Raw genomic sequence first — 21511 nt, 5'->3', positions numbered from 1 at the left:
TACAGAAATGAAAAAAATGAACCAACTATTAAAAGTTATTTTCCTTTGGCTAATAGGAACGAACTTCGTACAGGCACAAACACTAGACCCGGTTATTGAAAATCCGGATGTAGTAGGTATTAACAAATTAGATGCCCGAGCTACTTTTTTTCCTTACAATTCGGTTGCATTGGCAAATAAAAACGAGTTGTCTAAGGCAGAAAATTACTTACTATTAAATGGTGTTTGGCAATTTAATTATAGCGATACGCCAGAAGTTAGACCAACAGATTTTTATAAAGACGATTTTGATTCTTCTAATTGGAATACTATAAAAGTACCAGGAAATTGGGAGGTAGAAGGTTTTGGAGTTCCTATTTATGTAAATGCTTCTTATCCTTTTCAAAAAGGATATTTAAACCCACCAGATATTCCAGATGGAGACAATCCTGTTGGATCTTATAAAAGAACTTTTAATGTTCCAGAAAATTGGGATGGAAAAGATATTTTTATTCATTTAGGAGCCGTTAAATCTGCTTTTTATATTTGGGTAAATGGTAAAAAAGTAGGATACAGCCAAGGGTCTAAACTTCCTGCTGAATTTAATTTAACCCAATTTGTTAAACCTGGTAGCAATAGTATTGCTTTAGAGGTGTATCGTTGGAGTGATGGTAGTTATTTGGAGTGTCAGGATTTCTGGAGAATTTCTGGTATAGAGCGTGATGTCTATTTATATGCTAGACCAAATGTACAGTTACAAGATTATTTTGCTAAAGCGGGTTTAGAAAATAATTATAAAGACGGTGTTTTTGATTTATCTGTAGCTCTTAAAAACATTCATACTAAAAAGCAAAAAGGAACGGTTGCTGTAGCAATTACAAAAAATAATGAAACCGTTTATAGCAATTCATCGTCTTATGAATTAGGGGCAAATTCTAGTAAAACTTTACAGTTTAATAAAACGATTCCGCAAGTAAAAACGTGGTCTGCAGAGGTGCCAGAATTATATCAATTAAATATTACCATCAAAGATAAAAAAGGAAAAGTTTTAGAAGCTATTTCTAGAAAATTAGGTTTTAGAACTTCTGAAGTTAAAAATGGGAATTTTTTGGTAAACGGTCAGCCAATTTTATTTAAAGGAGTAAACAGGCATGAGCATGATGCTAATACAGGGCATGTAATTTCTAGAGAAGATATGCTTAGAGATGTTCAGATATTTAAAGAATACAACATCAATGCAGTAAGAACGGCTCATTATCCTAATGACCCTTATTTTTATGAATTATGTGATGAATACGGTATTTATGTGGTAGATGAAGCAAATATAGAATCTCACGGAATGGGCTATGCTTTAGATAGAACTTTGGCAAACAATCCTGCTTGGTTAAAAGCACATTTAGAGCGTGTAGGTAGAATGGTAGAACGAGACAAAAATCATCCTTCTATTGTAATTTGGTCTTTGGCAAATGAAGCAGGAAATGGACATAATTTTTATCAATCGTATTTATTAGCTAAAAAAATAGATGATACAAGACCTGTGCAGCATGAAAGAGCAGTGCATGAATGGAATACAGATTTATTTGTGCCAATGTATGCAACACCAAAAGATGTAGAAGCGTATGCTAAAGATGATAGAAGAACCAAACCTTTAGTGCAATGTGAGTATGCACATGCTATGGGAAATAGTATGGGAGGTTTTAAAGAATACTGGGATTTATTTGAAAAATATAACAAATTACAAGGTGGTTTTATTTGGGATTTTGTAGATCAGGGTATTAAAATTAAAAAGAATGGTAGAGAGATTTTTGCGTACGGTGGAGATTTTGGGGCGGAAGGAACACCAAGTGATAACAACTTTTTAAATAACGGGTTGGTACAACCAGACAGAAAAGTAAATCCACATATTCATGAAGTAGCACACATACAACAAGATGTTAAGTTTTATGAAAACAACCTTGCCAATGGTGTTATAGATCTTAAAAACTGGTATTTCTTTAGAGATTTATCTAACTACACATTAAACTGGGAAATTATTGCAAATGGTAAGGTGGTAGAAACAGGAACAGTAGATAATATTGTAACAGCACCACAAGCAACAAAAACACTACATATTCCATTTAAAAAGCAGTTTACAAAAGGTGCAGAATATTTTTTAAATGTTTCTGTAGTTTTAAAAAAAGATGAACCTTTATTAAAAGCAGGTTATAGAATTGCTTATGAGCAATTCCAGTTACAAGCAGCAACATTTCAAGTACCTAAAAAAGCAACTGAATTAGTAAGTTATAAAGTAAAAGATGATGTGGTTCACGTAACCGGAAAAGACTTTGTGGTAACATTTAATCAGAAAACGGGTAAGCTAACAGATTATAGTTTTAAAAATACAAATTTGTTAAATAGTGGACCAGAAGTTAATTTTTGGAGAGCACCTGTAGATAATGATTATGGTGCAGGAACGCAAAAAAGATACAAGCAATGGAAAGATGCAGGTGTATCTGGAGATATTGTAACTTCTGTAAAACAAGTTTCAAAAACGGAAGTTAAAATTACATTCATAAGAAATTTGTTTAATGGAGATGCTAGCCTAACAGAAACGTATATAGTAGATGGTAATGGCGCTGTTAAAGTTAGCAACGATTTAAAAGCTATAAAAGGAGAACATGTTGGTTTCTATAAATTTGGAAATAAAATGGTATTGCCAGAAACCTATAAAAATATTACTTTTTACGGTAAAGGACCTTTTGAGGCATATACAGATAGACAACATGCAGCAAAAGTAGGCTTATACAAACAGACTATAGCAGAACAGTATTTCCCTTACATCCGTCCGCAAGAAAATGGAAATAAATTAGAAGTACGTTGGGCAACTATAACCAAAGCAGATGGATCTGGAATTCAAATTTTAAGTGAAAATCCGCTTTCTATATCTGCACTTAATTATAGTGAAGATGATTTAAGTTCTGGAGAAAAGAGAACTCAAAAACATGCTGGAGAATTAGAAGCAAGAAAAGAAGTTTTTGTAAATATTGATGGTTTTCAACAAGGTTTAGGTAGTATTAATAGTTGGGGTACTTTACCAATGGAAAAATACAGATTGCCTTATAAAGATTATTCATATTCTTACTGGATGATTCCTTTAGATAAATAGTAAATGAAATAGGTTAATATCGACGATTATTTTTATAATAAAAGTCGATATTAGTTTTAAATAACAACTCACTATGTATAAAAAAATACTTCTATTATCGTTTATTGTATTAGCATCTTGTACAGTACAAAATCAGTCAAATGATGTTGATTCTTCACAGAAAAATAAAAATCAAAAAACGAGTAAACCACAAACTCCAATTATGGGTTGGTCTAGTTGGAATAATTTTCATGTAGATATTAATGAAGAAATTATTAAAGCACAAGCAGATTACATGGTGTCTTCTGGAATGGCAGACGCTGGTTATTCGTATGTGAATATTGATGATGGTTTTTTTGGAGGTAGAGATGAAAAAGGAAATTTATTAGTGCATCCAGAAAGGTTTCCAAACGGAATGAAAGTTATTTCAGACTATATCCACTCAAAAGGTTTAAAAGCCGGAATTTATTCTGATGCAGGGATTAATACCTGTGCATCTCATTGGGATAGGGATACGATTGGTGTTGGTGGAGGTCTTTTAGGACACGATAGAAAAGATTTAAAATTGATGTTAAAGGACTGGAATTACGATTTTATAAAAATAGATTGGTGTGGTGGAGACTGGTTAGGATTGGATGAAGAAACGAGATACACACAAATAGCAAATGTTATAAAAGAGGTAAAACCAAACACGGTTTACAATATTTGTAGATGGGAGTTTCCTGGTACATGGGCGCTTCAGATAGCTGATTCTTGGAGGATTTCTGGAGATATTAGCAATGAATTTCATTCTATTTTACACATTATCGATTTAAATGCAGATTTATGGAGATATGCTTCACCGGGTCATGTAAATGATATGGATATGTTACAAGTAGGTAGAGGAATGAGTTTTGAAGAAGACAAAACACATTTTAGCATGTGGTCTATGATGTGTTCTCCTTTGTTAGCTGGTAACGATTTAAGAGATATGAGCCAGCAAACGATTGATATTTTAACTAATAAAGAAATAATTGCATTAAATCAAGATCCGTTGGTTTACCAAGCAAGAAGGTTGGTAGATCATGGCGATTTAGAAGTTTGGGCAAAACCATTAGTATCTACGATGAGTGGTAAAGTAGCAGTAACTTTATTGAACAGGTCAAACAAAATAGCAAATATTTCTTTTGATTTAGATCAAGTAGGGTTAGATGCTTCAAAAGGGTATACTTTTAGAGATGTTTGGGCTAAAAAAGACTATGATAAAACAACAACAGAAACTTGGACCTTTGAAGTAGCTCCTCACGGAGTAGTAGTTTTAACAATAGATGGAACTTCAAAACCATTTAATGTGTTTCAGAATAAATAAAGTTTACGTCATTTAGATTGAAGTTTAATGGAATGAAGGTTCTCTATATTCTGATTGTTTTCATTAAGTTTTGCGAAACTTTGTTCGTAGTGTCTTTCCGACGATAGGAGGAATCTCATAAAGTTAGTTTTAAGTTCAGTTGAACAGCTTAAAAAAAATGAAGTAAAATTGATTATTTGAGGCAAAATTTTTGAGATAGTAATTTCACGTGAACTGACAACCTATTTTATCAATTCTAGTTTGCAAACTGCGAGAACTAGTGATTTTGTTTATCACAAAATTATATTGAGATGTTTTAAAGGTGATTCTTTTTTATAATTAAATGATATTTTAAAAGTTACTAAAGGAAGCATTATTTTAGGAGGTAAGAAGCTTCTATAAACTATATCTCTGTCTATTAATAATAAATAAAAGAGTAAAATAAAACCAATGAAAAATCTGATATCAACTTTCTATATTCTTTTTTTTACAGTTTCAATACTGGCGCAAAACAATGTAAGAGAGGTACTCACTTTAGAAAAAAACTGGAAATTCACCAAAGGTGATCTAAAAAATGCACAAGATATTTCTTTTGATGATTCTAAATGGGAAACGGTTGTTGTTCCGCATGATTGGGCAATTAAAGGTCCTTTTGATAAAGAAATAGACAAACAAATGGTTGCCATTGTTCAGAATGGAGAAAAAGTCCCTACCGAAAAAACTGGTAGAACAGGTGCGTTGCCATACATTGGTGTTGGTTGGTACAGAAATGAGTTTTCGTTGCCAAATTTCAACAAAGATAAAAAGGTAATACTATTATTTGAAGGTGCGATGAGTGAACCCGAAATTTTTCTGAATGGAAAAAAAATAGGAAGTCGGAACTATGGATACAGTTATTTCTACTTTGATATTACTGAGCATATTCTAGCAAATAAAAAAAACACATTAGCCGTTAAATTAACAAATAAAGGTTTGTCTTCACGCTGGTATCCTGGAGCTGGTTTGTACAGAAATGTTCGAATTATTACCAAGAATAAAGAAAGTATTAAGCAATGGGGGACGTTTATAACAACGCCTATAGTTACCAAAGAATTAGCGAAAATAAACGTAAAAACGAAAGTTTTAGGAGAAGGATTGACTCTTGTTACCAAAATTTTAGATGCACAAGGAAGTCTAATTACTACCAATAAAACTTCGTCCATTTATGGAAATGAATTTGAGCAAAATATAGCTGTCAACAATCCGAATTTATGGAGTCCGGAAACGCCTTATTTATACACTTCTATTTCTCAAGTATACAAAGGAACTATTCTAAAAGATGAAATTTCAACACGTTTCGGAATTAGATCCATCAAATACGAAGCAGAAAAAGGCTTCAGTTTAAACGGAGAGATTACAAAGTTTAAAGGAGTTTGTTTGCATCACGATTTGGGACCTATCGGAGCGGCTGTAAACAAATCTGCTATCCGAAGACAATTACGTATTTTAAAAGATATGGGCGTAAATGCCATTCGAAGCGCACACAATATGCCTTCTTTAGAACAACTAGAATTAAGTGATGAAATGGGATTCTTGTTTTTAGCGGAAAGTTTTGATGAATGGGCAAAACCAAAAGTAGAAAATGGGTACCATCGTTTTTTTGAAGAAGATGCAGAAAAAGATATTGTCAATTTGGTACATGCAACCAGAAACCACCCAAGTATTGTTATGTGGAGTTCTGGAAACGAGGTGCCAGATCAATGGGGAAGTGATGGCGCAAAACGAGCTAAATGGTTGCAAGATATTTTTCATAGAGAAGATCCAACAAGACCTGTAACTGTGGGGATGGATCAAGTAAAAGCTACCATGGCATCTGGTTTTGGGGCTTTATTAGATATTCCGGGTTTAAATTATCGTACACATTTATATGAAGAAGCGTACGAATCTTTTCCGCAAGGTTTAATTTTAGGTTCAGAAACAGCTTCTACAGTAAGTTCACGAGGAATTTATAAATTCCCAGTCATAGAAGCTAAAATGAAACAATATGACGATTTTCAGTCATCTTCTTACGATTTAGAAGCTTGCAGCTGGTCTAATATTCCTGATGAAGATTCTGTTTTACAAGATGATAAACCTTGGGTTATTGGTGAGTTTGTTTGGACAGGTTTCGATTATTTAGGAGAAACAACACCTTATGATACCAAATGGCCGTCTCGAAGTTCATACTTCGGAATTAACGATTTGGCAGGTTTACCAAAAGACCGCTATTATTTATATCGCAGTCGTTGGAATACAAAAGAAGAAACTTTACACATGTTGCCACATTGGAATTGGGAAGGACGAGAAGGAGAAATTACCCCCGTTTTTGTCTACACAAGTTATGACAGTGCAGAACTTTTTGTAAACGGAAAAAGTATGGGGATCCAGAAAAAGAATAATAGTTCTCCTAAAAATCGCTACCGTTTAATGTGGATGGACGTAAAATATGAACCAGGAACTATAAAAGTGGTTGCCTTTGATGATGAAGGAAAAGTTGCATCAGAAAAAGAAATAAAAACGGCTGGTAAACCCTACAAGCTAATTTTAGAATCAGACCAAAAAACATTAAAAGCTAACGGAAAAGATTTAGCTTTTGTTACGGTTTCTGTAGTTGATAAAAACGGAATTCCTTGTCCCACAGCAACCAATCAATTAAAATTTAAAGTAAAAGGAGATGGTATGTTTAGAGCAGCTAGTAATGGCGATGCTACTTCGCTAGAAATGTTTCATGTACCAACTATGAAATTGTTTAGCGGAAAATTAGTGGTTTTGGTACAATCTGATGAAGAACAAGGGGAAATAGATTTAACAGTTTCAGGTAAAGGTTTAAAAACAGCAAAAATAAATATAAGTACTAAAAAATACTAAATATGAAAGCATTTCGCATTCTAACAACACTTATTATATTAATTTCATTAGTGAGTTGTTCATCAAAAAAACAATCCGAAGAAGAAAAAAATCAAAAACCAAACATCATTTATATTTTAGCAGATGATTTAGGTTATGGAGATTTAGGCGTTTATGGACAAACAAAAATTGAAACTCCAAATATTGATGCTTTGGCAAAAGGAGGCATGTTATTTACCCAACATTATACAGGAGCACCAGTTTGTGCGCCAGCAAGAGCTTCACTTTTAACTGGAAAACACGGTGGAAGCGTAAGTATTCGCGGAAATGACGAGTGGGCAGAAAGAGGAGATGTTTGGAGTTATACAGCTATGCTAAGAGATTCTACTTTAGAAGGTCAAAGGCCAATGCCTAAAAACACAACAACGATTTCCCAATTATTAAAATCAGCAAATTACAAAACAGGTATTGTTGGTAAATGGGGGTTAGGAGCGCCGCAAACACAATCTATTCCTACAGAAATGGGCTTCGACTACTTCTTCGGATACAATTGCCAAAGACAAGCACATACCTATGCACCAGTGCATTTATATGAAAATGACCATCGTTTTCACTTAAAGAATGACACGATTGCACCTCATGAAGGCACAGGGAATGATGGTAATCCATTAGATGAAAAAACATACGAGAAGTTTTATCAACCAGATTATAGTCCGACTTTAATTTTTGATAAAATGATGGGGTTTATTGAAAAAAACAAAAAAGAACCCTTCTTTATGTACTGGGCAAGCCCTATTCCGCATGTGCCCTTGCAAGCACCAAAAAAATGGGTAGACTATTATGTGAAAAAATTTGGAGATGAAAAACCTTATTATCACAAAAATAAAGGAAGTTATTTTCCGGCTAGAAACCCACGTGCAACCTATGCAGCAATGGTTTCTTATTTAGATGAAAACGTAGGGAAGTTGGTTACTTATTTAAAGAAAGAAGGCTTGTATGAGAATACTTTAATCATTTTTACATCAGACAATGGGCCTGCGAGTCCTGGTGATGGTGGGGCAGATTCTGAATGGTTTAACAGTAGCGGAATCTTCAAGAATAACTACGGAAGGGTAAAAGGTTTTACCTATGAAGGTGGAATTAGAGTACCGATGATTGCTACTTGGCCAGCTAAAATAGAAGCGGGCTCTAAAAGCAATCATATATCGGCATTTTATGATGTATTACCAACTTTTAATGAAATTGCAAACGTAAAAAACGATTATGAAAGTGATGGAATTAGTTTTTACAATGCACTTACAAATGAAAACAAACAAGAGGCACATGAGTATTTGTATTGGGAATTTGCAGGATATAAAGGACAAGTTGCCGTAAGAATGGGCAAGTGGAAAATGGTTTGGAAAAATATTAAAACAGGAAACAAGGAAGTAGAATTGTATGACCTAGATATTGATATTCAAGAACAAAATAATGTGATGGAGCAACATCCAGAATTGCTTGAAAAATTCTTTGAAATCATTAAAAAAGAACATACTACACCAGAAAATAGCTCTTTTATAATTGAAGCTTTAGAAACAATCTAACATCACACTAAAAACAATATGAAATTATTTAAACATATTACCTTTTTTGTTGTAGCCCTTTTAACTGTAGGATGCAAAACTGAAAAATCATCAAAAGAAAACACACAAAAACCAAACATTATTTTCATCATGTCCGACGATCATGCGTATCAAGCTATAAGTGCTTATGATGATACTTTGATACAAACACCAAACATAGATCGTATTGCAAAAGAAGGAATGTTGTTTACAAATGCGAGTGTAACCAACTCTATTTGTGCACCTTCAAGAGCTGTAATATTAACAGGTAAACACAGTCATATCAACGGGAAAATAGATAACTTAAGTAAGTTTGATACTACTAATGTTACGTTTCCTCAATTGCTTCAAAAAGCAGGGTATCAAACTGCTATGTTTGGTAAGTTACACTTTGGTAATAATCCTAAAGGATTTGATGAATTTAAAATTTTACCAGGTCAAGGAGCGTATTACAATCCGAAATTTATCACACAAAAAGGAGATACCATTATTAACGGTTATGTAACAGATATTACAACCGATCTTACTTTAGATTGGATGAAAAATAGAAGAGATCCTAAAAAACCTTTTATGTTAATGTATTTGCACAAAGCACCACACAGAGCTTGGTTGCCGAGTAAAAAGTATTTTACGGAGTACACTAAAAAGACATTCCCTTTACCAGCAACGCTGTTTGATGATTATAAAACAAGAGGAACTGCGTCTAAAACTGCGCAAATGGGAATTTTTAAACACATGTCTTTAACCAATGATAACAAATTGACGTCACAAACTATTAAGGAGTTACGAATAAAAGAATGGAGTAATTTAGGACAAAGTATTGACGGAATGAATCCGGAGCAAAGAGCGGCTTGGGATGCTGTTTATGGACCTATAAATGAAGATTTTAAAAAGCGATATCCAACCATGAATGATTCTTTATTAACTGTTTGGAAATACCAACGTTACATGCAAGACTATTTAGGTACAATAGCTTCTGTTGATGATAATGTAGGACATATACTAGATTATTTGGATGATGAAAAACTTGCTGATAACACGTTGGTAGTGTATACTTCAGACCAAGGGTTTTATTTAGGGGAACATGGTTGGTTCGACAAACGTTTTATGTATAACGAGTCTTTTAAAACACCACTTCTAATTAAATGGCCTAATCAAATAAAACCAGGAATTACAGAAGATGAAATGGTACAGAATTTAGATTTTGCTCAAACTTTTCTTGAAATTGCCGGGGTTGATGCCCCAAAAGAGATGCAAGGGGAAAGTCTAGTGCCTTTATTAACAGGAAAAAAAGAAACTTGGGACAGAGAAGCTGTCTATTATCATTATTACGAATATCCTGCAGAGCATGCTGTTAAAAGACATTACGGTGTTGCAACGAAAGAATTTAAATTGATTCACTTTTACCATGATGTGAATGAATGGGAACTGTATGATAGTAAAAAGGATCCAAAAGAAATTAATAATATAATTAATGATCCTACTTATGCTGAAGTGGTTCTCGAAATGAAACAGAAATTAAAAGAAACAAGGAAAAAATATAAAGATTCAGAAACATTAGACAATCATTATATTGAATTATATAATAAAAAATAAACAGGATGAAAATAAATTTTAAATTACAGTTTGTACAAGTTTGCCTTGGAACCTTTTTTTTTCTTTTACTTGCCTCATGTTCGGTAAATAAAAATATAAACAATAGTGAAAATGGAATACGTTATAATTTAGTTTTCGAAGACAAGTTTAATGGAGATGCATATAACACTAAATATTGGACGAGTTTACCAACACAAACTAGTGGTGCTGCTTGGAATAGATATGTGGTAAAAGATCCTACATTGGCAGAGGTTAAAAACGGGAATTTACACATGAGGGCGCGTTGGAATACTAAAACCGATTTGCCAGAAACGGGTGCTATACGAAGCCAAGATAAATTCAGTTTTAAATACGGAAAAATTGAAGTGAAAGCAAAATTCAATTCCGCTGGACAAGGAGGTTGGCCAGCAATTTGGTTGATGCCACAAAATGAAATTTACAAAGGTTGGCCAAATGGTGGTGAAATTGATATTATGGAACGTCTAAATAATGATGATTTTGTGCATCAAGTAGTACATCAAACAGACGGTGAAGCCATGAAAAATTCTTTTGCAACAACAGCTCCTATAAATGTAGATGCTTACAATACGTATGGAATTATAAAATTACCAAACCGCATTGAATTTTATGTCAATGATATTTTAACAATGGTGCATGAATCTAAAGGAGAATTCGAAAAAAGATGGCCTTTTGAAACCGATTTCTACATTATTTTAAATCACGCACTTGCAGATAAAGGGCAATCAGGAATTTATTATTGGCCAGGGAAGGTTACTTCAACAGAAAACCTTCCTTATGAAATGGCAATAGATTACGTGAAGGTTTGGGAGCTTGTAGAATAAAAAATAATGACTACTTATTAAAAATAAAAGAACGTTTCAATTTAAAAATCATGAAAAAGCAACTAGTAATTATCTTTCTAATCTTAGGAAGTCTCTCTCATTATGGGCAAATTATTCCTGCGCCAGCATCTATGGAATTTAACAAAGGGAATTTTGAGTTAGATGCAACCGTAGGAGTCACTTTTAAAGGCTTAAAAAAGCAAGAAAGCACAAGGTTAACCAATTATTTGGTTGATAAAATAGTAGCAGAAACAAGTGTTCGCATCGCTTCGAAAAAGAAAGATTCAAAAAATATTATTTTACAAATACTACAGAAGGCTAATAAGAATTTAGGGGAGGAAGGATACCTTTTAACAATCTCTGAAACCGAAATACATATTACAGGAAATGGATATGCAGGCTTGTTTTACGGAACACAATCGCTTTTGCAATATGTAATTCACAACAATACACAAACGCCTATTCAATTACCAGGGTTAACAATAAGCGACAAACCAAATGTAAAATGGCGCGGAATGGTTATGGATGTCAGCAGACATTTTTACAATACAAAAACGATAAAAGAGCTGTTAGACTTAATGGCTTTTTATAAATTAAATGTGTTTCACTGGCATTTGGCAGACAATGAAGGGTGGCGTATAAAAATTAAAAAATATCCAAAATTAACGTCAGTTGGTGGTTGGAGAACCGAAACTCCGGGTAGTATTTTTTATAAGCAAGATAGTACCTATGCTAAAAAATTAGATGGTAAGCCATATAAATATGGCGGATTTTACACCCAAAAACAAGTCAAAGAAATTGTTGCGTACGCACAAGACAGAAATATAACGGTAGTTCCAGAAATAGATGTTCCTGGTCATTCGGGTGCGGCTTTAACAGCATATCCAGAATTTTCTTGTGAAAAACATGTACAAGAGTCTCCTAATTCTACGTTGTGGAATGGGGTTGTAAACCCAGCCAATGTCAACCTAAATTATTGTGCCGGTCAAGAAACTACATTTGAGTTTTTAGAGGATGTTTTTACTGAAGTGATGGAGTTATTTCCTTCAAAATACATACATGTTGGTGGTGATGAGGTTGATAAATCTTATTGGAAAAAATGTGCTGATTGTCAACAGCGATTAGCAGATAATCATTTGAAAGATGAAAACGAATTGCAAAGTTATTTTATAAAAAGGATGGCAAAATTTTTAGAAAAAAATGACCGTAAATTAATTGGTTGGGATGAAATTTTAGAAGGTGGAGCACCGATAAATGCAACCGTAATGTCTTGGCGAGGTGAAAAAGGCGGTATTGAAGCGGCAAAACTAAAGCAAGATGTAATTATGACACCTAATAATCCGTTATATTTTAATAGGTATCAAGAAGATCCTAAAAATGAACCACTTGCTGTGGCATATTCAATAAATACATTAGAAAAAGTATATGAATATAATTTAATTCCGAAAGAATTGAATAAAGAAGAAGCGCAGTATATTATTGGCGGACAGTTTGCTATTTGGACAGAATTTATTTCATCCGTAGAATATTTAGAATACACACTTTTACCTAGAATGCCTGCTTTTGCAGAAAATATGTGGTCTGTTCCTAAAAATAAAAATTACATCGATTTTAAGAAACGTTTAAATCAAGGTCACTATGATTATTGGAAAGCAAATGGCATTCGTTTTCATCCGAAGTATTATAAAAAATCGGTGTATTAATTATAACAGTTTCTAGTACTTCAGACTTGTCAGGTTTTATTACCTTTTTAATATGTATTTAATTCTCAAATTTTAAAAATTTAGATTGTGGTTTTCACATTCTTTTTTTTAGTTTTCATTTCGTTATTAGCGATTTTTTGAGCTAAAGATCAGCATGGACTTAAATTTCACAATCAAAATTTTATCCGTGTAAAATGATAAAACATATAACTACGGCTGCACTATTGCACCTATTAAATAGTCTAATTACATATGTAAAAAGCTTCCATAAAAACGGCAATAAGTAGTATTGCATTAAATGTCTAATTTTATTTAAGCACTTGGCTTACTAATAACTTATATTTTTAGTAGATTAAGTGCTTTTTTGAGATTTTATGTAGAGATATAATTAATTATTGATGATAAAAATTAGATACGAAAAAATACGAAACCTAGTAAAAAAAAATGGAGTAAAATGGCTTTGACTGATAAAGTTGTATTTTGTTAAAGTTATAAAAAAGAAATTTTTTAATTTGACCAATACATCTAATTACCAACCTTTATTTTTGATGAACAGTTAATCTAGCTTGATAAATTTTGTTTATAAAATATGTTATTTCACTTCAATTTTAAAATGAACAATCTTAGTCTCTATGTTTTCTGTGCTAGTATTTACAATTCGAATGTATTTTACCTGTTTGTTTAGTCTAACATGAATGGCGTCTTTTTTAACTTCCGTTTTTATAGTTGCCCAAGTTGTTCCATTAGTAGAAGTTTGTAGTTCTAAATTTTTATAAATAGAAGTATTTTCTAATTGATACTGAACGTTAGGTACGCGCGTTGTTTTGTCTAATTCGAAACCAAAATAGGCATTGGCAGCCATTTGAATTACTTCTAATGGAGGATTTAAAACCAATGTTCTGTCTGTTAAACTTATTTGTTGGTTTTGTAATTGTTTAATATTTGTAAATAAAACATGTGGATTGTAATTGGATGCTACCGCTAAATTTTTATTAAATTCTTTGTTGTAAGCAGCTGTTAAATAAGCAAAACTGTCATCAATTAAAGGGGTAGCCACTAAAGTAGCCGTTTTTACTCCTGGTTGATATGGGTTTTGGTTTTTTGTACGATCAATTTGATACATTTCTTCTTTAACTGCAATAATAGCATTGTAACTTCTTTCGAAATCATCAGTTTTTTTTGCTTGTAAAGATGTGTACATATGTAGCATACCAAGTCCAGATTGACCTAATAATTTAAATTGTTGTACCCAAGGACGAATTTCATCTAAAAGCACCGCATTGTCTGAACTGTTTAGTAAAATATAAGAAGCTTCTACCATTGCATGAAACTCATTTTCTACTGCTTTAAAATCATCAATATTTTCACCTGCTTTTAACTGTTTTAGAAAAGCGGTTGCTTTCGGCGAAAAAGACACAGATTCTTTTCGTCTGTATCGATGTCCATTCTGGCCTAAATCGCTGTTATGACGAGCGAAAACCTCTAAAGATTTATAACTTTTTGGCATCACTACTTTTAATGCCTCTAACCATTTTTTTTCTGGTTGATATTCAGTCATATTCCAAGAATAATCTGCAACACCATAAATAGCAATTTTAGAAGCTTCTGCATGTTCCATCGGGTTAGAAACAAACCCAGATACATCATTGGCAATATCTTTTCCGTTTCCGTAGGTAGGACCTAAAAGCATATGATTTCTTACATAATCGGATACTGGAAAATTCCACCAAATAAATGCATTTCTGTTAATCTCAGTATTAATCCAATTCATCGTTTCTTTATCAATATCAGCAACAACCGTATTTCCTGTCCACATAATTCTGATAGAAGGATCTAGTTCTTTTCCCAAAGTTTTTAAATAACCTCCTTCTGGTTTAGACCAACCTTTGTTGTATTCTGTTGGGCACATAATTAAAGGTTTTACGTCTTTTTTCTTTTTGATGAAATCGGTATGTAAAAAATTTAATAAATTAGCTTGTTGCTTTGGGTTTGTACCTTCACCAGAAATATCATCAAAAAAAACAGCGTAGGCACGCACACCTAAATCATACATCAATTCAAATTTATTTAATAGATTTTTTCTGTCTTCATCATTCCATTTGATGTCTTTTCCAGGGTGAATTGCCCACACAAAATCCACTTGATTCATTTCAGCTCTGTCTATTAATTTTTTTAATTGCGCTGCTTCATTTTCTGGATAGGGTTTTCTCCAATTTGGTGAACTGTGGTAAGGATCATCTTTTGGTCCATAGATATAAGTATTTAGCTTGTTTTCGCCATAAAAATCTAGCTGACGAATTCTATGTTCAAAACTCCAAGGAGTTCCGTAAAAACCTTCTACTGTTCCTCTTGCCGCAACATCTGGATAATCTAAAATTTCTCCTAAAGGCATTTTTTTATTTTGCAATAATGCCAATAATGTACGAACACCATAATAGGTTCCTCTGGCATCTCTACCAATAATAGTGATGCTTTTTTGGGTACTTTTAATAAAATAACCTTCTGCTTTACCAGGAACTTTTCTTCTTAGTTTTCTTGATATTTTACTATCAACATCGCCAATAATGATAGAAAAGCCTTTAGCATCGGTATTATCAGTAGTAAAAAATGAGCTCAATAAATGTTGTGTAGCTTTGTCTGTATTTTTCTGTTGAATATTAAAACTAGTTGGCATTTCTATACTTCCTTCACTCATTAATTGTTGAGGTGTAGGATTTATATCTAAACTTTGTGCAACACTAAAGTTAGATACTAAAACGAAAGCTATTAAAAAAGTAAGACGCATCTTTAAGTTCGTTTTGTTTTTTTTCTGTTGATGATTTTTCTGGATTTTCATTGTATTCAATTTTATTTTTCAGCGAAAGCATTAATTTTATTTTTTGCATTTTGTAACATCTTTTCTAAATCTGCTGGTTTAGTAGTGATGTTAAAAGTGGCTACTAAATTATTTAAGGATTTTAGTTCCGCTAACATTCCTTTTTTAGAAAACTCTTCTCTTAGAATTCTAATTTTTTCAGCATCCTGAATCCCTTCTCGAAGCGTTTCGAAACGAATAGAACTTCTGTTTTTAGGATACACAATATACGTATCGCCCGCAGGCCAAGCTCTAAAACGAGAATCTTGCAATGGGTTTTCTGTCCAACTATTGTAAGACCAACGTAAAAAGCCATCAAAATCTGCTGCAATTGTATACCAGCCTATAAAAACACCTTCTGCAGGAGGAGAAAAGGTAAACGTATTCGGAAATTTATCTGTACAACACACATAATGGGTACTGATATGACCAACTGCTTTTCTTTGCTGTAAGTCTTTATCGTCTACAGGGTGCCCAAAAGCAACAGACATATCTTTTAATTCATCTGGATATAATTTATAACTTTTATGATTATCGGCAAAAGAAACTCCAAATTCTGGCGCATGCTCATTTAATAATTCAAGCATTGCTTTCATTTCTTTAGGACCGCGTTCATCCATTGCAATTCTTGTTATTTTATTCCATCCTTTTTGCTCTAAATGTATCTTAAATTGTTTTAAAAACGGAACCCATAATTCTTCGTAAGCTTTGGTGCCTGGTGCTGCAGCTATTTTAATTTCCTTGTTTTCTGTTTCATCAAAATAATAAAACTCATTTCCCCAAGGAACCATAGAATAACAACTAATTTGATTTTTAATTCCTAAATCCATCATCAACTGCACCCAATTGTCAAAAACAGTAAAATCATAAGTCCAAGTACCGTCAGTTTTCTTTTTCCAATCAATCATAGCCTCAAACGGGTCAAAAGTTTGACCATTCCAAGGGCGTTTATTTAACGATACAGTAATTACTTTTTGTCCGGCATCTGCAAGTCTTTTCATCACGGGTTTTAATAGCTCTATATGTTCCGAAGACCAAGGTATTACATTGTGAACACGTGCAACGGCATATGGATTTTGCCATAAATCTAAATGAAATTTCCATTCGGTTGCTGGTGGCAATACTTTATCAATTACATGTAAAGTGAATTCGAATTTCTGAGTTTTTTGTCCGTTTATTACTATTTCAAAAGTACTTTTATAGCTTCCTGCTTTGGCATCGGATGGTGTGTTTATTGTAATCCAAATTGGTCTTGTTTCATTTGCTTTAACAGCATAAGAACTCACAGGGTCTAAAACATCTGCAGCTAAAGAAGCGGCGAAATCTTCTGGTTTTCTATAACCACAACCGTTCGCAAATTCATCTGTAATTAGATATTTCACAAAACTGATTTCAGCAATATTAGAAGGTAAAACGTCTCCAGTATCAGATTTAAAAGCTGAAATAGTCGTTTTTACTTCTGTTATAGAATCGGTGCTCCAAAGTACTAATTGTGCAGATGTTCTCTCGCCTTGCCAAACATTTCCAGACCAAGTGTTTTGTGGTTCTATAGTTGGAATTTCACTTCTAACAAAACGAATGTTGGTAGAAGTAATAGCTGCTTGCAACCCTTTAGGAACGGCAGCCCAATTGTCATCTAAACTTGGTGACGGATCTTTTGGCTCTTGATACGTTTGTTCAATTTTAAAGTCTTGTTTTTGACAACCAAAAGCAATAAGACTGATACTTAAAAATAGTAAAAAACGATAACTCATAATTTATTTTATATAAGATTTTAATACGAACTCATTGTCTGGTAAATGCACAAGCTCGTTGGTGTTTGTGTTCGTTGGCATTTGAGCATCTACACTTCTTAAGTAGGTACTCAACTCTTTTGCTAAAGCGTGTAGCTTTTCACCCTCTTTGGATGCTAAATTGGTTGTTTCTCCAATATCTGCAGTGATATTAAACAACTCGAAACTACTGTCTAGATGATAATAAATTAATTTCCAATCTCCTTTTCTGATGGTGCTTGTAGCTCCAATTCCAGGGCCTGTTGGTCCCCAATTATTAGGATAATGCCAAATTAAGGTTCTGTCAGTATTGTCTTGTTTTTCTCCTTTTAGAATAGGAGTAAAACTTTTACCGTCTACTGTTTGTACGGTTTTGTAACCATCTATTTTTGCTAGTTCAAGAATGGTAGGAAAAAAATCTTCAATAATAACAAAATCATTACTTATTGAATTTTCTTTGGTAATTCCTGGCCATTTTACGAGCATTGGTTCGCGAATACCACCTTCGTGTACAGAACCTTTTCCGCTAGATAATGGTTTGTTGTGCGTATGTTTTTCACCTCCGCGAGCAACAGCGCTTAAACCTCCATTATCTGACATGAATAGAATAATTGTGTTTTCTGCAATGCCTTTATCCTCCAAATGATTCATTAAATCTCCCAAACTTTTATCCATTCCCTCAATTAACGAAGCGTATTTTGCTTCTGTTGGATGCAATCCTTGGTCCATATATTTTTGTTCAAACCTAGAATCTCCTTGAATTGGAGTGTGCACTGCGTAATGAGACATGTATAAATAAAAAGGTTTATCAATGGCAATAGAATTGTCTATTGCAGTGATTGCTTCTTTAGTAAGTGCTTCTGTAAGAAAAATGTCTTTTCCGTGGTATTTTTCTAAACCAGGAACATCCCAAATAGTGGTTTGACTGTTTAGACTTCTAAAGTCATCCGTTCCGTAATAACTTCCGGGTTGTCCTGCAGCATGACCACCAATATTTACATTAAAACCAAGTGTTTTGGGATCTGCACTAGGCGTACCAATTGCACCAAAATGCGCTTTACCAACATGAATGGTTTCATAGCCATTGTTTTTTAATAACTGTGGTAACGGTGTAATATGAACAGAACGTGGTACTGTATCTGTAGGTTGTGCTCCATTTAAATTCCAAAGGGGCATTTTTAACCCTTTGGGAGGCGTTACCATAGAAATATCTCTTTTAAAAGTCCAGTTGGTCACTTTATGTCTCGCAGCATTCATTCCCGAAATTAAACTTACCCGCGTTGGCGTACAAACCGGTGTTGCGTAAGCTTGTGTAAATTTCATGCCCTGACAAGCAAGACGTTCCATATTTGGTGTATGATACCGACTATTAAAAGCTGTTTTTTCTTTCCAAAACGGAACAGAAGTATCTTGCCATCCCATATCATCTAACATAAACAAAATGATATTTGGTTTCTCTTCATTTATTTCAGTGTATTTATTTACCGTTTTACAGCCTATAAAAACAGTGAGAAATAGTAGAAAATAGGTGTTTTTTCTTAGAGAATTAATCATGAGCAATTACATTTCCTTCTAAAACTGTCTTTTCTCCATTCGGAGATTTATACCAAACGGTTAACTGGCCGCCACCAGTTGCTTCATGGAATTTTACAGAAAGAGGATGCCATCCTTTTTTAAGTGCAACCATTCCGTTTTTCTCAATTGCAGAGTGGTTACCTCCATTATCCACTACAAATTTATCGCCTATGTACAGCAAACTACCATCATCTGATTTTGTAGCAAACTCAAACAAACCTTCTTCTTCTGCATAGAAGTAGCCTTTAAATACCATCGATAATTGTTCTACAACATTATAATTTTCTAAAGAAATGTGATCGACTGATGTAAAAGAAGCATTTTTAGGCAAAACAATATCATCTACTACTTTAAATTCTTTAACAGCTACCCAACGGTTTATAGATCCTGTTTTAGGGTTGATGTCTAGTGGTTCTAAATAGGTTTGTTTTTCTATATGTGCAGCTCTAGTGTCACTGGCAATATCGCCTCTGTAGGCAATTGTATTTAATGTAATTGTTTCTTTAAATTCTAATGGCTCTGTGTATTTTTTAGAGTCTTTTGTAGGTACGCTTCCATCTGTGGTATAGTAAATATCCATCCCTTTTAACGGAGCTTGCAGTTCTACAGTAGCTTTGTCTAAAAAAGCTATTTTATCATTAAAGCCTGTTACAGACGGAATATGGTATTTGATATCCAAGGCATCTAACCTGTTATACTGAAGCGTCATTCTATTTTGAAAATCACCAAGGTTTTTTGCCTCTTTAGAAGTCCAAGCTGTTTCTGCCATGGCCAATAACCTAGGAAAAGCTTGGTATTCTAAACGCTTAAAATTAGGAATCATCTCTGACCATAAATTGGCTTGAATACCTAAAACGTGTTTGGCTTGTTCTTGGTTAAAATCTTCAGGGATAGGCTCGTAATTATATACTTTTTCAAATGGAGTTACAGTGTGTTGTGCATCAAAATAATACTCGAAACACGGCGTAATAATCATATCATTACCATTGTTTGCTGCAATGTCTCTCATTTTAGGAGCCCAATTACGCCACCACATCATAGTAGTGTCATCAGATAAACCGCCCTCAACAATTTCATCCCATCCTAAAAGTAGTTTTCCTTTAGTTTTTAGAAATGCTTCTATATCTTTATTAAAAAAAGACTGTAATTCATGTTCGTCTTTTAGGTTGTTATCTTTAATTGCTGTTTGACACAACGGGCATTCTTTCCATGATTGAATACTTACTTCATCGCCACCAATATGTATGTATTTTGATGGAAATAACTCGGCAACTTCTGATAAAATGTTTTTTGTAAATTCATAAGATGATTCTTTTCCTAGACAAGCAGGATCTGAAAAAGTTTCTCCCCAACCTGCTTTTCCTGTACAAGATAAATATGGATAATTGTCTATAGCCGATTTAAAGTGACCTGGCATATCAATTTCCGGAATTACTTCAATTTGTCTTTCTGCAGCGTATGCAATAATTTCTTTAATTTGTTCTTGAGTAAAGAAACCACCGTACATTCTTTCTCCATTACGATTGTGGTAATGTTGCTTATCAATGGTATATGAAGGATCTTTTTTAGCTAATTCGTTGCACGTTTTATCATGAGAACTTTCTACGCGCCACGCACCTTTTTCTGTTAATAATGGATATTTTTTTATTTCTATACGCCACCCTTGATCATCTGTTAAATGCATGTGATATGTATTTAACTTATACAAAGCCATATAGTTTAAAAAGGTTTTAACGTTGTCTATACTAAAAAAGTGACGGCTAAAATCCATTTGCATACCACGCCATGCAAAACGAGGTTCATCTGTAATATTGATACTTGGAATGATCCAGTTTTTTTCTGCACTGTTTGTGGTTTCAATAGAAGGAGGAAGCAATTGACGAAGTGTTTGTACTCCATAAAAATACCCTGGAGCATCACTTGCTCTAATAACTATTTTTCCTGTAGTAACTTCTAAAGTATATGCTTCCGGGTTTAATGTTTTGTCTTCTATGAAAATAATATTTGCATTGTTTGTAACTTCAGATATGGCAAGTGTATAACCTGCTGCGTTCTCAAATAAATCTGACAAGTATTTTGCAGCTGGTTTTTGAGCCTCATTTTCAACAGAAATTTTGCTATTTTTAGTAATCGAAAAAGAACCTTTTGCAATTTGCATTGAAGAAGGTTTAGGAACGATGGAAATTTCTTCTGCTGTAAATGTTTTAGACGTGTTTTTACAACTAGTAAAAGCAACAAAAAGAAGTAAGAGTATAGCGTAATTTTTCATGTTT

At 33.4% G+C, this 21511-nt stretch carries 11 protein-coding genes; 7 read left to right on the top strand and 4 right to left on the bottom strand.

Annotated features, from left to right (window positions below):
* Window positions 1-7: 7 nt before the first annotated feature.
* The 7 genes from WG945_RS04345 to WG945_RS04315 all read left to right on the top strand — a co-directional run bounded on the left by WG945_RS04345 (window position 8) and on the right by WG945_RS04315 (window position 13037).
* A complete protein-coding gene (locus WG945_RS04345; RefSeq protein WP_068451968.1) occupies window positions 8-3124 on the top strand; it encodes a glycoside hydrolase family 2 TIM barrel-domain containing protein in 3117 nt (1038 codons plus the stop codon).
* Window positions 3125-3197: 73 nt separating this feature from the next.
* Window positions 3198-4451, top strand: a complete 1254-nt coding sequence (locus tag WG945_RS04340) for a glycoside hydrolase family 27 protein (protein WP_068451965.1) — start codon at window positions 3198-3200, stop codon at window positions 4449-4451.
* Window positions 4452-4880: 429 nt separating this feature from the next.
* The gene (locus tag WG945_RS04335) at window positions 4881-7316 is read left to right on the top strand and encodes a DUF4982 domain-containing protein (protein WP_068451962.1); all 2436 of its coding nucleotides are present in this window, start codon (window positions 4881-4883) and stop codon (window positions 7314-7316) included.
* A gap of 2 nt (window positions 7317-7318) precedes the next feature.
* Window positions 7319-8878 (top strand): arylsulfatase, encoded by a 1560-nt coding sequence (locus WG945_RS04330; RefSeq protein WP_068451959.1) that lies wholly within the window; start codon window positions 7319-7321, stop codon window positions 8876-8878.
* A gap of 18 nt (window positions 8879-8896) precedes the next feature.
* Complete coding sequence (locus WG945_RS04325; protein ID WP_068451958.1) at window positions 8897-10492, top strand: sulfatase family protein; 1596 nt, start codon at window positions 8897-8899, stop codon at window positions 10490-10492.
* A 5-nt stretch (window positions 10493-10497) separates the two neighbouring features.
* Window positions 10498-11334: a glycoside hydrolase family 16 protein gene (locus WG945_RS04320; RefSeq protein WP_068451956.1), complete on the top strand. Its 837-nt coding sequence runs from the start codon at window positions 10498-10500 to the stop codon at window positions 11332-11334.
* Window positions 11335-11384: 50 nt separating this feature from the next.
* Complete coding sequence (locus WG945_RS04315) at window positions 11385-13037, top strand: beta-N-acetylhexosaminidase (protein WP_068451953.1); 1653 nt, start codon at window positions 11385-11387, stop codon at window positions 13035-13037.
* 592 nt (window positions 13038-13629) lie between these two features.
* Here WG945_RS04315 and WG945_RS04310 read toward each other — a convergent pair.
* Genes WG945_RS04310 through WG945_RS04295 form a run of 4 tightly spaced genes read right to left on the bottom strand, consistent with a single transcriptional unit; the run spans window position 13630 to window position 21507 of the window.
* A complete protein-coding gene (locus WG945_RS04310; protein ID WP_157603711.1) occupies window positions 13630-15873 on the bottom strand; it encodes a beta-N-acetylglucosaminidase in 2244 nt (747 codons plus the stop codon).
* A gap of 11 nt (window positions 15874-15884) precedes the next feature.
* Window positions 15885-17645: a DUF4091 domain-containing protein gene (locus WG945_RS04305; RefSeq protein ID WP_068451949.1), complete on the bottom strand. Its 1761-nt coding sequence runs from the start codon at window positions 17643-17645 to the stop codon at window positions 15885-15887.
* Window positions 17646-17648: 3 nt separating this feature from the next.
* Window positions 17649-19217, bottom strand: a complete 1569-nt coding sequence (locus tag WG945_RS04300; protein ID WP_068451944.1) for a sulfatase — start codon at window positions 19215-19217, stop codon at window positions 17649-17651.
* Window positions 19210-21507, bottom strand: a complete 2298-nt coding sequence (locus WG945_RS04295; protein WP_068451941.1) for a family 20 glycosylhydrolase — start codon at window positions 21505-21507, stop codon at window positions 19210-19212. Before WG945_RS04295 ends, WG945_RS04300 begins: the two co-directional genes overlap by 8 nt.
* Window positions 21508-21511 lie beyond the last annotated feature (4 nt).

The sequence above is a fragment of the Polaribacter atrinae genome, assembly GCF_038023995.1.
Taxonomy (GTDB): domain Bacteria; phylum Bacteroidota; class Bacteroidia; order Flavobacteriales; family Flavobacteriaceae; genus Polaribacter; species Polaribacter atrinae.
The sequence above is the reverse complement of the archived record's forward strand: the minus strand, read 5'-3'. Positions and strand labels throughout refer to the sequence as shown.

Bases quoted from the DNA above. Each gene is read 5' to 3' on its own strand.
- WG945_RS04325 (WP_068451958.1), top strand. From the start codon at position 8,897: ATGAAATTATTTAAACATATTACCTTTTTTGTTGTAGCCCTTTTAACT.
- WG945_RS04345 (WP_068451968.1), top strand. From the start codon at position 8: ATGAAAAAAATGAACCAACTATTAAAAGTTATTTTCCTTTGGCTAATA.
- WG945_RS04335 (WP_068451962.1), top strand. From the start codon at position 4,881: ATGAAAAATCTGATATCAACTTTCTATATTCTTTTTTTTACAGTTTCA.
- WG945_RS04315 (WP_068451953.1), top strand. From the start codon at position 11,385: ATGAAAAAGCAACTAGTAATTATCTTTCTAATCTTAGGAAGTCTCTCT.
- WG945_RS04305 (WP_068451949.1), bottom strand. From the start codon at position 17,645: ATGAGTTATCGTTTTTTACTATTTTTAAGTATCAGTCTTATTGCTTTT.
- WG945_RS04340 (WP_068451965.1), top strand. From the start codon at position 3,198: ATGTATAAAAAAATACTTCTATTATCGTTTATTGTATTAGCATCTTGT.
- WG945_RS04295 (WP_068451941.1), bottom strand. From the start codon at position 21,507: ATGAAAAATTACGCTATACTCTTACTTCTTTTTGTTGCTTTTACTAGT.
- WG945_RS04330 (WP_068451959.1), top strand. From the start codon at position 7,319: ATGAAAGCATTTCGCATTCTAACAACACTTATTATATTAATTTCATTA.
- WG945_RS04300 (WP_068451944.1), bottom strand. From the start codon at position 19,217: ATGATTAATTCTCTAAGAAAAAACACCTATTTTCTACTATTTCTCACT.
- WG945_RS04320 (WP_068451956.1), top strand. From the start codon at position 10,498: ATGAAAATAAATTTTAAATTACAGTTTGTACAAGTTTGCCTTGGAACC.
- WG945_RS04310 (WP_157603711.1), bottom strand. From the start codon at position 15,873: ATGAAAATCCAGAAAAATCATCAACAGAAAAAAAACAAAACGAACTTA.